The organism is Kaistia granuli DSM 23481, from assembly GCF_000380505.1.
In the GTDB taxonomy this organism is placed as follows: Bacteria; Pseudomonadota; Alphaproteobacteria; order Rhizobiales; family Kaistiaceae; genus Kaistia; species Kaistia granuli.
In genome coordinates this window covers 86699-100067 of record NZ_AQYH01000010.1, presented here as the reverse complement: position 1 = coordinate 100067, position 13369 = coordinate 86699, and the positions used below count along the sequence as shown (strand labels likewise).

General features: G+C 66.7%; 17 protein-coding genes. 3 read left to right on the top strand and 14 right to left on the bottom strand.

The genetic code is table 11. The features are described from left to right. Positions 1–97: 97 nt before the first annotated feature. A complete protein-coding gene (locus tag G342_RS24350; protein ID WP_018184092.1) occupies positions 98–2386 on the bottom strand; it encodes an alginate lyase family protein in 2289 nt (762 codons plus the stop codon). A gap of 202 nt (positions 2387–2588) precedes the next feature. On the opposite strand from G342_RS24350, the gene G342_RS25375 reads away from it, so the two are divergent. After that, positions 2589–2948, top strand: coding sequence for a DUF5330 domain-containing protein (locus tag G342_RS25375; protein ID WP_018184091.1), 360 nt, complete (start codon positions 2589–2591; stop codon positions 2946–2948). A gap of 82 nt (positions 2949–3030) precedes the next feature. After that, the gene (locus G342_RS0115580) at positions 3031–3474 is read left to right on the top strand and encodes a SufE family protein (protein ID WP_026304488.1); all 444 of its coding nucleotides are present in this window, start codon (positions 3031–3033) and stop codon (positions 3472–3474) included. On the opposite strand, the gene G342_RS24340 is transcribed toward G342_RS0115580, so the two are convergent. Both G342_RS24340 and G342_RS24335 read right to left on the bottom strand, forming a co-directional pair. Next, positions 3475–4275, bottom strand: a complete 801-nt coding sequence (locus G342_RS24340) for a DUF6456 domain-containing protein (RefSeq protein ID WP_018184089.1) — start codon at positions 4273–4275, stop codon at positions 3475–3477. Then, the gene (locus tag G342_RS24335) at positions 4275–4655 is read right to left on the bottom strand and encodes a helix-turn-helix domain-containing protein (RefSeq protein ID WP_018184088.1); all 381 of its coding nucleotides are present in this window, start codon (positions 4653–4655) and stop codon (positions 4275–4277) included. Before G342_RS24335 ends, G342_RS24340 begins: the two co-directional genes overlap by 1 nt. Before the next feature lie 197 nt (positions 4656–4852). Between G342_RS24335 and G342_RS26480 the strand changes: the two genes are divergently transcribed. Beyond that, positions 4853–5203, top strand: a complete 351-nt coding sequence (locus G342_RS26480) for a hypothetical protein (protein WP_245557284.1) — start codon at positions 4853–4855, stop codon at positions 5201–5203. Between the two features lie 62 nt (positions 5204–5265). Here the strand turns inward: G342_RS26480 and G342_RS0115560 are convergent, their stop codons facing one another. From G342_RS0115560 to G342_RS0115510, 11 genes are all read right to left on the bottom strand, one after another. Beyond that, positions 5266–5679 carry a Ros/MucR family transcriptional regulator gene (locus G342_RS0115560; RefSeq protein WP_018184086.1) on the bottom strand — a complete coding sequence of 138 codons (414 nt, stop codon included), beginning with the start codon at positions 5677–5679 and terminating at the stop codon, positions 5266–5268. Positions 5680–5948: 269 nt separating this feature from the next. Next, positions 5949–7628 (bottom strand): proton-conducting transporter transmembrane domain-containing protein, encoded by a 1680-nt coding sequence (locus G342_RS24330; protein ID WP_018184085.1) that lies wholly within the window; start codon positions 7626–7628, stop codon positions 5949–5951. Next, positions 7621–7839 (bottom strand): hypothetical protein, encoded by a 219-nt coding sequence (locus G342_RS0115550; RefSeq protein WP_018184084.1) that lies wholly within the window; start codon positions 7837–7839, stop codon positions 7621–7623. Before G342_RS0115550 ends, G342_RS24330 begins: the two co-directional genes overlap by 8 nt. A 1-nt stretch (position 7840) precedes the next feature. Further along, positions 7841–9304 (bottom strand): proton-conducting transporter transmembrane domain-containing protein, encoded by a 1464-nt coding sequence (locus G342_RS0115545; protein ID WP_026304486.1) that lies wholly within the window; start codon positions 9302–9304, stop codon positions 7841–7843. Beyond that, positions 9301–10782 (bottom strand): monovalent cation/H+ antiporter subunit D family protein, encoded by a 1482-nt coding sequence (locus tag G342_RS0115540; protein WP_018184082.1) that lies wholly within the window; start codon positions 10780–10782, stop codon positions 9301–9303. The genes G342_RS0115545 and G342_RS0115540 overlap by 4 nt, the downstream gene beginning before the upstream one ends. Then, positions 10779–11162: a cation:proton antiporter subunit C gene (locus G342_RS24325; protein ID WP_018184081.1), complete on the bottom strand. Its 384-nt coding sequence runs from the start codon at positions 11160–11162 to the stop codon at positions 10779–10781. The genes G342_RS0115540 and G342_RS24325 overlap by 4 nt, the downstream gene beginning before the upstream one ends. Beyond that, a complete protein-coding gene (locus tag G342_RS0115530) occupies positions 11159–11578 on the bottom strand; it encodes a Na(+)/H(+) antiporter subunit B (protein WP_018184080.1) in 420 nt (139 codons plus the stop codon). Before G342_RS0115530 ends, G342_RS24325 begins: the two co-directional genes overlap by 4 nt. Then, positions 11578–12114: a DUF4040 domain-containing protein gene (locus G342_RS0115525; protein WP_018184079.1), complete on the bottom strand. Its 537-nt coding sequence runs from the start codon at positions 12112–12114 to the stop codon at positions 11578–11580. The genes G342_RS0115530 and G342_RS0115525 overlap by 1 nt, the downstream gene beginning before the upstream one ends. Continuing rightward, the gene (mnhG, locus tag G342_RS24320; protein ID WP_018184078.1) at positions 12111–12536 is read right to left on the bottom strand and encodes a monovalent cation/H(+) antiporter subunit G; all 426 of its coding nucleotides are present in this window, start codon (positions 12534–12536) and stop codon (positions 12111–12113) included. The genes G342_RS0115525 and mnhG overlap by 4 nt, the downstream gene beginning before the upstream one ends. Further along, on the bottom strand, positions 12533–12808 hold the full coding sequence (locus tag G342_RS0115515) for an MrpF/PhaF family protein (RefSeq protein ID WP_018184077.1): 276 nt from the start codon (positions 12806–12808) through the stop codon (positions 12533–12535). Before G342_RS0115515 ends, mnhG begins: the two co-directional genes overlap by 4 nt. After that, on the bottom strand, positions 12805–13290 hold the full coding sequence (locus G342_RS0115510; protein ID WP_018184076.1) for a Na+/H+ antiporter subunit E: 486 nt from the start codon (positions 13288–13290) through the stop codon (positions 12805–12807). The genes G342_RS0115515 and G342_RS0115510 overlap by 4 nt, the downstream gene beginning before the upstream one ends. Positions 13291–13369 lie beyond the last annotated feature (79 nt).

The window sequence follows — 13369 nt, the reverse complement described above, 5'->3', positions numbered from 1 at the left end:
GCCGCTTAAGGGAACCCTAAGGGGACGAAGCGAACCGGCCCGGCGGCGGGCGGAAACGCCCCCGCCAGGACGACCGGTTGGCGCAAAATGGCGCGATCTAGCGCAACAACTGCCAGTAGGGAGGCACCCCGCTCAGCGGGTCGAGGCGGAACGGCGCAACCTCGTCGGCAGCCGTCGGCTCGATGCCCGAATCGGCGTAGCGGGAGCGAAAGGCGAACCAGTGCGGCGCCGGCGACGCCACCTCGGGCTCGGTCTGGAGGTCCGGGCCGCCGCTGGCGGCGGACTGCCCGAGCAACCACGCGAGACCGCGTTCGATGCCGCGACCATCCGCTGTCCTGTAGCTCCACAGATCGTCGCCGACGCTCTCCGCAAGCCGCGCCAGCGTCGTCCAGGCGACGAGGTTGTAGTGCGAATAGTGCCGGGGTCGGGTACGCGCCAGTTCACGCGGCTGCGAGCCGTCGACGGCGAACTGGTGCGGGATGCGCTCGCGGGCGCGCCGCAGCGTCGCCGCCAGCTCGGCGCCGTCGCCGAGAAAGGCGGCAATGGCGAGGCACTGCACATCGAAGAAGGTGCCGTGGTTGTTTTGCGCCCGGCATTCGGCGCGGCCCTGCGGGCTCGCGTGCAGCCAATCGAGATAGGCGCGCAGCCAGTTCCGGAAGGAGGTTCGTTCGCCCGCGTCCAGAGCGCCGAAGCCTTCGATCAGGCGGACCGCGTCGAGCAGCGGCGCGATGCAGGCGAGATCGAGCACGCCGGAACCCTGGTTCTCGTCGCCATTGTGCCCGCGCGCGATCTGGGCAAAACGCAGATGCGGCGTCATCCGGGTGCGCGGATCGAGGAACCAGGTCCGCACCAGCTGCGCCGCATGATCCAGATAGCGCGCATCGCGGCATGCCGTGCCGGCGAGCGACAGCAGGACGGTGTCATCAGCGAATCTCTGCAGCCGGTCGCGATCGAAACTATCCGCCCGGAACTCCGGCAGCGACGCGGCGAAGATGTCCTTGCCGTCCAACCGGACATAGGGTCGCCCGTCCGGCGAGGCGGGGTCCGGCCACCAGTAGCGCGCAAGGCTCAGATAATCGTGGCGATTGCCGCTCGGAGGGACGTCCGGCTTGTCGGTGACCGAATAGGGTCCGCGAAGCAGCGCGGCTTCGGCATCGGCCTTCAGGGCGCGGAGAAGATCGTCCGGTCCGTCCTCCCGAAGCTGGCCGATCCTCGCCAGATCATAAAGTGCGAGGTCTTCCGGTCGAAAACGGCTGACGATCGCCTTGGCATCGAGCGCATCGAGCGCGATGACGATGGCGTCCGAGCGCGAAAGGCCGCGCAGGACGGCGCCGTTGCCACCTTGCTCCAGATCCGGTCGGCCCGATTCGAGCCGACCGACCCAGCCGGCCTCGGCGAACTGGCCTGCTTCTACCGACAGCGTTGGCGCTGGCAAGTCCCATGGATCCGAGGACCAGCCGCTCCAGGGACCCGGCACGCCGAGACGCTGCAGCATCTCGACCTTCGGCCGCCTTCCATAGGGAAATGCCTCGTCAAAAATCTCGGCTGCGTCGCGCCGGAAGATCAGCTGCGGCTCATCGGCCGGGGGATGCTTCACCCGATCGCGCAGCAGGTCCTCGTTGTTAGCGACGCGCAGCATCGGCACCGTAAAGTATTTCAGATAGGGCTGCGCCGCCACGGCGGCACGGATTTCGGCCCAGGCGCTCTGCGTCAGGAAGCAGTTGCCGTCCCAGGGGAGGATCCACTTGGCAACGGACCGGCCGTCCTGCAGCGCGGCGTTGCGGCCCCCATTGTTGTTCATGACGTAGAGATTCTTGGCGGTCCGCGCATGTACTTCGGCACGCCCCCTCGCCTCGCCGGAGAGCTGCCGGAACGCCTCGCTCAGAAAAAAACCTTCCTCCGAAAATCCCCGCCCTTCCCAGCCGATCCTGCCATAGGTCTCAAGATCGAACGGGATCCGCTTATAGGCTTGGCCGCTGTGTTCGAGCAGATCGAGGATCCGCCCTTCCTCCTCCGGATCGACGATCCGGTTGACGATCCAGCGCTTTTCGCAGCCCTCCAGCGGCGGCTCATGGGCGAGGATGAGGCCCAGATTGCTTCGCGTCTGACCCTTGCGATGGCGCGGTTCGAGGTCGTTGCCGAGAATCCGGTAGAGGACGAAATTGTCCGGCTCGGCGGCGAGCGGTGACGCGAAATAGCCAGCCTTGAGCTGCTCGAAGTCGGCGCGGACCCGTTCAGCGCGCCCCCCCTGTGGGGCCACCTTGCCTTGCCGCCGCCGGCGCTGCCAACGCTGGATCTCACGCTCGATCTTGTAGAGGGGCTTGATGATCCGCCATGCCCAACTCGCTCGCAGACTCTCAATGTCCGCCGCCGTCCACTTCTTCATCCATTCCCCCGCACTCCGCACAAGGTAGCGGTCGCGTCTTCGCACACAAGCAGCTTTGTGGTTATCGAAAACTTAGCCGCTTTGATCAAATTCGGCTGCGCATCTCAACTCCGCCTATAGCCGCAGCCGCTAAGGTCGCGGCCAGGATCACGGAAAGGCCGTGACCCTGCAGCGTTCAGGCACAGGCGGAAGGGCTGGTTTCATGTTTCTCATCCGGGCAGCATTCTGGTTCTCCGTCGTCGTTCTCCTGATCCCCGGAGATCCGAACAGCGGCACCGAAGCGCCGCGCGTCAGCGCGATCGACGCCATCGTCGCGGCCCAGGGCGCGGTCGCCGATCTCGCCGGTATGTGCGAGCGCCAGCCGGATGTCTGCACCAGCGGCGGCGCCGCCCTGGCCGCCTTCGGCGCCAAGGCCCGCTATGGCGTCGGCCTGCTCTACAGCGCCGTCGACGGAACCTTCGCCGCGCCGATCCTGCCGGGCGCTGCCACCGACGGCACGCTGACACCGACGGATCTGGAGCCGCAATGGCATGCTCCGAAGGGCCACGAGCGGAACGCCTGAGCCGGGCATGGGGCCCTCCGCCCGGTAATCTTTTGTCCCGGCAGTTTCATCCAGGCCCGCGAAACGCTATATGCGGGACACCATGAATATCACCGCCACCTTCGCGCCCATCGACCGGATTCTCGACGATTTCGCCTTTCTCGACGATTGGGACGATCGCTATCGCTATCTGATCGAGCTTGGTCGCGCGCTCGAGCCGTTGGCTCCGGAAGCGCATAGCGACGCAAACAAGGTGCAGGGCTGCGCCAGCCAGGTCTGGCTCGAGAAGAGCGTCCGCCAGGAAGCCGACGGCGCGCATCTCGATTTCAAGGGCGACAGCGACGCGCTGATCGTGCGCGGCCTGGTCGCCATCGTCATCGCGCTGTTCTCCGGCCGTCCGGCGGCTGAGATCGTCGATACCGACGCCGAGGCCGTCTTCGAGAAGATCGGCCTGCGCGAGCATCTGACGGCGCAGCGCTCGAACGGGCTACGCTCCATGGTGACGCGGATCAAGACCGAGGCGGCAGCCGCGGCAGCCGCCGCCTGATCAGCCGACCGTCGGCCGGAAATCGTCGCTTCCCCAATGCCGCATGTCGCCGGGGCCATTGCGTCCCTGCGCGCTCGGGGAAAGCCCGTAGTGCCGCGCGAGAGCAGAGAGCGCCAGCAACAGCACCAGCTTGGCCGAGCGCTTCGGCCAGCCGCGCGCCGTCTCGATATCCTCGATCCCCTTGAGGAAGCAGCAGAAGTCCACGAGGACGCCGGAAAACTCCGGTCCGACCGCGGCGAGCGCCCGCTCCAGGCGCAAGCGCGCCGAAAGCGCCGCCTCCGTCACTTCCGCCATGCCGCCCGCGCCGCCGCGCCGGCCACTGGCCACCGCGGCAGACCAGTTCGAGGTTACACGCGGCATGAGTTGCCCCCGCGTGAAATCGGCCCGCAGCCTTTCTCCGGCCTGAAACGCCGCATCATCGATCAGCGGCTTGCCGTCGCGCCCCTTGTGGCTGCGCAGCCAGGCGAGCGGGCTCTCGCGAAGATCGACCGTCACGGCAATCCGGCCGCCATCCTGCTCGACCGTCTGCGCCGCGCGCGCCTGATGCTGACTGGAGAAATCCTCCCCGTCGGTCAGAAGCCGCCGCACCATGGCACGGCCCGCGACGGAAAGGACGAGCCCGTTCGATCCGTCCCCGACGATGGCGCCATCCGCCTGCAGCTTCCTGACTTCGGCGGCATCCACCGGCGCCCGGCGCGGCGACAGCGGTGACACGAGGACATAGCCATCCGCGCCGCGCTCGAGGCGAGCTCCGCTGGCCGCGAGCCGCCTCGCCAGTCGGGGCGCTCCACGCGCGACCATCACGACCGCCCCCCGCACCGACCGAGCCGGCCGATGGAGCGGGATGCCGCCCGTTCAAGGCAATCGACGAGTTGGTCGATCCGCGCCTGCTCGCGACGATCCTCGATCCGGCGACAGGCATGGGCGGCGGTGGTCCGGTCGCGACCAAACAGCCGCCCGGCCTCGGTATAGGTGAGACCGAGCGTCGTGTGGGCGAGATAGAGGGCGATCTGACGGGCATAGGCAGCCTGCGCCGTGCCGCGCCCGGGCCCGCAAAGCTCGCTCGCCTCGACATCGAGCGCCGAACCAACCAGCGATACCAGCACATGACGGACGCCCTCGCGCCGCAGGCGCTGCCGCCGGGCGTCCCGATACAGGGAGTGTTCTGATTGAGCGTCCATCCCGTCGCCTCCTCGCGTTCTCTGCGAATAGGAATTAAAACCTAGGACACCTTAGATCAGTTCCGAAGGGACGGGGATAGATTCTTTTCCTCTCCCCGAAGCGCCTCGTCGACCGTCGCGACGCGGGGACAAAGCGCTCCCTTATCCCCGCCGTCCGGAGCGGCGCGAAAATGGCCTCCGCAACAACGGAGCCCATCATGATCGAAGTCCCGAGACGCAGCCCCGGCCTGTCCTCGTCCCCCGCCGCGACAATGGGGAACCGAGCGACCCGCGCGGTGGGAGCGGTGGTTTCCGCCGGCGTCGCCGCGTATCGGCGCCAGACCTGCCTGCCCCCTCTCCTGCCTTTGATGCCGGCGGAGATGGCGGATACGAGCGAGGCGATGCGCCGGCGGATCGTCGCGCGGCTGGCACGGGCGCTGCGGGCCGAGCGCATGCGCGGACGGGCCGGACACTGGACCTATGACATGAACCGCCACATCGCCCTTCGCCAGGCCTATGAGGCCGAGCGGCTGCAGCTTCGCGGCGTCGGCATCGCCTGCCGACCCTGACCGCGTAAACAAAAGGGCCCGGCGAATGCCGGGCCCTTCGAAAAATCTCGCGATGAAAGGGATCAGCGGCGCTTGCGCTGCTGGCCCAGGCCCATCTTCTTGGCAAGCTCGGAACGAGCCGCGGCGTAGCTCGGCGCGACCATCGGATAGTCAGCCGGCAGGCCCCACTTCTCGCGGTATTCTTCCGGCGACAGGTCATAGTGCGTGCGCAGATGGCGCTTCAGCGACTTGAACTTCTTGCCGTCCTCGAGGCAGACGATGAAATCCGGGAACACCGACTTCTTCGGGTTCACAGCGGGCTTCAAGGGCTCGGGCTCGGGCTCGACCACGCCGCCATGCGTACGGTTCAGCGCCTGATAGACTTCAGTGATCAGGCCCGGAAGGTCATTCGCCGACACTGAATTGTTGCTGACATAAGCGGAGACGATATCAGCCGTCAGATCTATAAGGTCGCTTCCTGCCGTTTTTTCAATCATGGTCTACCCTAACTTCGGTTGTGTCATAGCAATTCTGTAACGAAGAAATTGAAAGCTTGCGGCTGCGAAAGCGCCAGCGCCGGACAAATCCAGTCGGCAACCGTGCCTATCGGCGCGCTAATTCCGTTACTTCGTCGCACCTATATAAGTCGTATTCCGCAAAGACAAGCACTAAGTCGCTGCATTGATCCGCCACGGCACATCTTTGTGCTCGCGACGATTCGTCTCGGCCAATCTTCTCGTGTTCACATTGGGTGCGGAAAACCCATTCACAATGCCGCGATCAACACATAGGTCGCGAGCAGCGCCGTCGCCCAAAACGCAATTTTCCCCGTCCGCCAATTGGATGCGCCGCTCAGATTGTCAACCGCGCGCCGCGAAAACCCTGTCCAATAGACGCGCAAAGGCTCGCACCCAGCAGCGATCGCGCCACCGATCGGCGCGGACAGTGGCGCCCACATGGCGACCACCTTCCGTGGCAGTTCGCGCCAGAGCCAGTCGACATCCAGCGTAGTTCCGGCTCGCGGACGAAGTAACGGCAGCAATACGACAAATATGCAACTTGCCGCGATTAAGAGTTGTAGCTGGAACAGGACATGGTCCGGCGTCAGGATCGCCACATCGGCGATTTCCGGCACCAGGGCTTCCAGCGCCGACGGCACGCAGCCGATGGCGAGGATGGTGCCGCAGAGAAGCACCATGGCCGCTTTCATCGACCAGACCGGTTCAGCGATCTCGCGCCGCTCGCCGGGGCGGAACATGGCGAACCACGGCAGCTTCAACCCGACATAGAGGAACGAGCCGGCGGAGATCGATGTCAGCGCGAACCAGAAGAATGCCGCCCGCCCTTCGGCCAGCGCGGCCATGATCGCGGACTTGCTGACGAAGCCGGCCGTGAGCGGTACGGCGGACAGCGAGAAGGCGCCGATCACCAGCGCCACGGTGGTGAGCGGCATGGCGCGGGCGAGCCCGCCAAGCGCGCTCAGGCGCGTCTCGCCGGTCGAGCGCAGGATGGCGCCCGCCGCCATCATCAGCAGCGATTTGTAGAGGATATGCGCGAAGGCATGCAGCGCGGCGGCGGCCAGCGCCAGCGGCGATCCGATGCCGATCGCCACCAGCATGAAGCCGACCTGCCCGACGATAGAATAGGAGAGCAGCTTGCGGATGTCGTTTTCGAGCAGGGCGTAGGCGAGGCCGTAGACGGCCATGGCCAGGCCGAACCAGAGCAGCGCCGGCTCGCCCGGAAACAGCCGGATCAGCACCAGGACGGCCGCCTTGGTGGTGAAGGCCGACAGGAAGACCGTGCCCGACCATGACGCCTTCGGATAGGCGTCGGCGACCCAGGCTGCCAGCGGCGGCGCGCCCGCATTGACCAGGATGCCGGCCAGCATCAGCCAGCGACCGAAATTGTCGGCGCGGATCGCCTGCAGGCCGACGCTGCCGGTCGCCGAGATCTCGGCGGCGATGCCGGCGAAGAGCAGCACGCCACCGAGGACATGGATCAGCGCATAGCGCAGGCCGGCGCGCCAATGGCCGTTCGACCAGATCACCAGCGTCGAGCCGATCGCCAGGATTTCCCAGAAGATGAAGAGCGTGACCAGATCGCCGGCGAAGGCGATGCCCTGCGCGGCGCCGGCATAGACCAGGGCCGCGGCCTTCTCGGTGACTTGCGACTGGGACACGCCATAGAGCGCGCCGGTGATGGCGGCGAGGCCGAAGGCGGTGCCGAAGATGCGGGCCATGCGGTCCGGCGCCAGCGGCACGAGTTGCAGTCCGAGCCAGTCGACGACGAGGCCGGGGCCCAGCGGCAGTGCCCAGACGAGGACCAGCGCCAAGACCGGGGCGATCAGGAACAGCCCGTCGCGCAGCCATCCGCGCAGGAGCGGCAGGACGAGTCCGGCCAGGATCAGGACGAGCGCCGGCGACAGCGGGCCGAAAGTCTCAGTCATCCGCCCGCTCCCCCCGCCGCCGCATCAGCAGTCCCCAGCCATAGGCAACAAGTACAGCCAATGCTGCGCTGGCGAGAGAGAACCAGGCGGCGAAGCCCGGCGTGCCGTCGATCCAGAAGCTGGCGTGATGCTCGACGAAGAAATCGGCGGCGACCAGCAGCGCCAGCACGGCCAGCAGGACGATCAGAACCAGGCGACGGGTATGATCCATCTCATCCTCCCACGATCATCGAAGCGAGGCGGTAGGGTACGCCCGGAAACAGGAAGAGCAGCACGGTTCCCGCCGCCGTCGCCGAGAGCGCGATCACCATCGGCAGCGGCGCCTCCCGGCGCGGCCCCTTCGCCGGCCGCAGGAAGGCGCGCGTCAGGATCGGCAGGAAATAGGCGGCGTTCAGCACCGTCGAGACGACGATCACGCCGACCGCGAACCAGTTGGTCGCGCCCGTCGCCGCGTCGAGGATGAACCATTTGCCGAGGAACCCGGCCGTCGGCGGCAGGCCGATCATAGACAGAGCACCGATGGCAAAGGCGCCCATCGTCCAGGGCATGCGCCGGCCGATGCCATCCATCTGGCTGACCTTGGTCACGTGCTCGGCCGTGTAGACCGAGCCGGCGGCGAAGAAGAGCGTGATCTTGGATACCGCGTGGGCGGCGATATGCAGCGCCGCGCCGAGCACGGCGACGGGCGATGCCAGGGCCGCCGCCAGCACGATGTAGGAGAGCTGGCCAATGGTCGAATAGGCGAGCCGGCGCTTCAGATCATCGGCCCGCAGCGCGACGACGGATGCCGCCACGATGGTGAAGCCGGCGACATAGACCAGCCATTCGCTGGCGCCGCTCGTCTGCAGGGTCTCGATCCCGAAGACCGAAACGGTGACCTTCAGGACGGTGAACACGCCCGCCTTGACGACCGCGACGGCGTGCAGCAGCGCCGAGACCGGCGTCGGCGCCACCATCGCGGCCGGCAGCCAGCGATGCAGCGGCATCACCGCCGCCTTGGCCGCGCCGAACACGAACATGGCGAAGAGCAGCGCGAGCGCGCCGGCGCCGAGCTTGCCGTCGAGAATACCGCCGACGCGGAAATCGAGCGTGCCGGCGACCAGCCCGGTCCAGACGATGGCCGGCAGCAGCAGCACCATCGACGCGCCGACCAGCGTCAGCAGATAGACGCGCCCTGCCCGCATCGCCGTCGGGCTCTGCTTGTGGGTGACGAGCGGATAGGTCGAGAGCGACAGGATCTCGTAGAAGACGAACAGCGTGAACAGATTGCCGGCGAAGGCCAGTCCCATCGTCGCTGTGATGGCGATGGCGAAGCAGGCATAGAAGATCGTCTGGCGCGGCTCGTCATTGCCGCGCATGTAGCCGATCGAATAGAGCGAGTTCACGATCCAGAGCGTCGAGGCGACGCCCGCGAACAGCATGCCGAGCGGATCGACCTTGAGCGCGAGCGTCAGGCCGGGCGCGACGGCGACGAGTTTGAGTTCCGGCCGCGCGCCCTGCAGCACATGCGCGAGCAGCATCATCACGACGGCGAACAGCAGCACCGCGCCGACCAGCGTGGCGGCCTCGCGGAGGTTCGGCCAGCGCCCGAGCCAGGCGATCGCCAGCGTGGCGAGCGCGGGCAGAGCGAGCGACAGCGCCAGCAGCGCCGGATCGTTGAGGGGCAGAATGGTCATGGCGCGCCCCCGAGAAGCTGGCGGGCGGCCGCCGCTGCAAGGCCCGCCGGCCATTCGGCGTCGATGCCGAACCAGATCGTGGCGCCGGCGAGCACCCACATCGGCAGCAGCAGTTCCAATGGCGCCTCACGGCTGGCTCGCGCCGCCTCGGCCGGCTCGCGGAACCAGACGACCTCGACGATGCGGCCGACATAGAGGACGGCAATCACCGAGCTTGCGACGATCAGGATCGCCAGCCAGCCGAAGCCGGCTTCGAGCGCGCCCAGGATGAGATAGTATTTCGAGACGAAGCCGCTGGTGCCCGGCACGCCGATCAGGCCGAGGCCGGCGACGGTCAGCGCTGCGGATGTCCACGGCATGGTGCGGCCGATGCCGGACAATTCATCGAGCTTGGCGGTGCCGGCACGCAGGACGATCGCGCCGATCGCCATGAAGGCGGCGCCCTTCATCAGGGCGTGGTTGACCAGATGCAGCAGGCCGCCGGCGAGACCGGTCGGATTGGCGAGCGCCAGACCCAGCGTGATGTAGCCGACCTGCCCGACCGACGAGAAGGCGAGGATGCGCTTGACGTCGTTCTGGAACACGGCGGCGGCCGAGGCGATGAACATCGCCGCCACCGACAGCACGATCAGGATGGCGCCGATCGGCAGCGCGCCGACATCGACATGGCCACCGAAGACAGTGAATAGGAAGCGCGCCAGCAGATAGATCGCCACCTTGGTGGCGGTCGAGGCGAGCAGGACCGCGGCGCTCGACGGCGCATAGGCATAGGCGTTGGGCAGCCAGGCATGCAGCGGGAACAGCGCCAGCTTCAGGCAGATGCCGACGGCGATGAACGCCTCGGCGACGATCAGCGCCCGCGACCCTTCGATCCCCGCCAGGCGCTCGGCGATCAGGCCGAGATTGAGCGTGCCGGTCGAGAGATAGATCAGCCCGACGCCGATCACGTAGAGGGTGGCGCCGATGGTGCCGACGATCAGGTACTGGTAGGCCGCCACCAGCGCCCGCCGGTCACGTCCGAGCGCGATCAGCGTATAGGTGGCGAGCGAGGAGATCTCCAGAAACACGAAGGCGTTGAAGGCGTCGCCCGTCACCGCGATGCCGAGCAGTCCGGCGACGCAGAGCAGCATCATCGTGTAGAACCAGGCGATGCGCTCCGGGATGATCTCGGCCAGAACGCTGCGCCGGGCATAGATCATCGTCAGCAGCGCGACGACGCTGACCAGGACGACGATGAGCACGTTGAAGGCGTCAATGCGGTATTCGATGCCGAGCTCCGGCGCCCAGCCGCCGATGCGGTAGGAAATCATGCCTTCCGCTTGCACGCGAAACAGCAGCGCCAGCGACGCCGCAGCCATCGCGGCCGAGGCAAGCAGCGCGATCAACCAGGCCGCGAAGCCATGCCGCGACAAGGCCGCCAGCACGGCGCCGAGCAGCGGGATCAGGATGACGAGAACCGGCAGGTGGGACGCGATCATGCCGCATCCCCGCCACGACCGGGCCCGTTCCGGGTCTTCGGTGTCTCCTTGGCGATGATCTCATCTTCCTCGATCGTGCCGTAGGCTTCCTTGATCCGCACGACCAGCGTCAGCCCAAGCGCCAGGGTGGCGATGCCGACGACGATCGCGGTGAGGATCAGCACATGGGGGAGCGGATTGGCGTAGACGGTGAAGCCGGCTCCGATGATCGGGGCCGTGCCGCCGATCACCTTTCCGGGCAGCAGGTACAGGAGGTAGACCGAGGACTGGAACAGCGACAGACCGATCAGCTTTTTGACCATATTGCCGCGCGCCATCACGACATAGAGCCCGGCCACCATCAGGAAGATCGTGGCGATCTGGCTGAAATGCGCGATCATGAACGCCTCCGGCCGGCAAAGGCGTAGAAGATGGCGATCATGGTCGAGGACACGGTCATGAAGACGCCGATCTCGACCAGGAACACGCCCCACTCCTGGCCATGCACGGCGTCCTGGGCGAGGCGGTTGTAGTCGAGGAAATTGCCACCTTGCAGCATGCCAACGACACCAACGCCGGCATAGATCAGCACGCCGCCGGGGATCAGCACTTCGAGCAGAGCCGACGGCACGATCTTCTGCACCGGCCCGAGGCCGACCATCAGGCCGTAGAGGATGATGGCGGCGGCGGCGATGACGCCCGCCTGGAAGCCGCCGCCCGGACCGTAGTCGCCATGCAACTGCACGTAGAGGGCGAACAGCAGCAACGGCGCCAGCATGAACTTGGTGGCGACGCGCAGGACGATGTCGAACCGCATCAGTTTCTCCCCTCGCCGCGTCGGCGCCGAAGCAGCGCCAGAATGCCGATGCCAGCGGTGAAGACGACCGTCGTCTCGCCCAGCGTATCGAAGCTTCGATAGCTGGCCAGCACCGAGGTGACGACATTCGGAATGCCGGTCTCGGGTATGGAGCGCGCCAGATAGTCGGCGCCCTGCTTGTGGATCGGCTGCTCGGGAGAACCGAATTCCGGCAGGTCGCTCAGCCCCCAGACCAGCGCGCCAGCCGTCACCAGCGCGAGCAGAAGCGGCAGGAATCGGCCACGACTGGAGGGCGCCTCCACCGTATCGGTCAGGTACAGCGCGCCGAGAAAGAATACCGTCGATACGCCGGCCCCTACGGCGGCTTCCGTCATCGCCACGTCGACGGCGTCGAGCACGATGAACAGCGTCGCCATCAGCAGGCTGTAGACGCCGAGCAGCACCACGGCGGCGAACAGGCCGCGGACGCGGACGATGCCGACGGTGACGGCGGCCAGCATCAGCAGCAGGGCGATCGTGATCGTGGTCTCGATCATGGTTTGCGTCCCTTCCGTGCCGGGCTCTTCGACGCAGGCCCCTTCGGCGCGAGGGCCTTGGGCTTGCCGGCCGGCTTCTTCGGCGCAACAGCGGGCGCATGCCGCTTGCCGTCGCTGGCCAGAACCGGCTTGACACCGGCCTGCAGCGCCGCGGCGGCGAGCGCGTGCGAGGCGACCGGCCCCATGAACAACAGGAAGGCCATCAGCAGCATCAGCTTGACCGCGACGAGCGTGAAACCCGCCAGAATGACCATGCCGATCAGCATCAGGATGACGCCGAGCGTATCGGCGACGGAGGCGGAGTGCATGCGGGTGAACAGATCCGGCATGCGGTTCATGCCAATGGCGCCGACGATCAGGAAGAAGGCGCCGGCGAACAGGAACAGGCCGGCGGCGACATCGCGAAGCAGCTCCAGCGTCACCGCTCCACCTCCGCCTCGGCGCCGAGCGAGCCGTGCCGGAAGAACTTCAGCACGGCGAAGATGCCGACATAGTTGAGCAGCGCATAGGTCAGGCCGAGATCGAGGAATTCCGGCCTTCCGGTCAGGAAGCCGAACAGCGCCAGCACGAGGATCGCGCCATTGCCGATCGAATTGGCGGCGAGCAGGCGATCGAAGGTCGTCGGCCCGCGCAGCGCCCGCACGACGACGAGCGCCATGGCGACGAGCACGGCGAACAGTGCGGCGGCAATCATGCCTCCCCCCCCTCGAAACGGGCGACGCGGCGATCCATCTCGCCGGCCTTGACATCGGCGGCACCGTCCCTGGTCAGGGCGTGGACCAGGAAGCGGTCATGCTCGCGGTCGATCGCCACCGTGATCGTGCCGGGTGTCAGCGTGATCGAGTTGGCATAGGTCGCGACGCCGACCGGCGAGCGCGCCGATACCTTGGTGTGGAAGAGCTGTGGCGAGATCGGCAGCTTCGGATCGAGAATGATCCGGGTCACACTGATCGCCGACTTGACGATCTCGCGCGCCAGCCAGGGCCAGTAGACCAGGCCGGACAGCAGCCGGTCGACGGGATGACCTTCTTCGTCGGCAAATCCGAACCGACGCCCGAACAACGCCAGCAACGCCGACACAACCGCGCCGCTGGCGACCAGCCAGACCGTATAGTGGCCGGATAGAAGGAGCCAGAAGGCGAACAGGAAGAGAGCAAGGCTGGCGGTGCGCAGCATGTAATCGGCTCCTTCTGCTCAGGACATCTTCGGAAAGGGCTCATGATTCGTTGGATGGGTCGAGATAAAGCACGTTAAG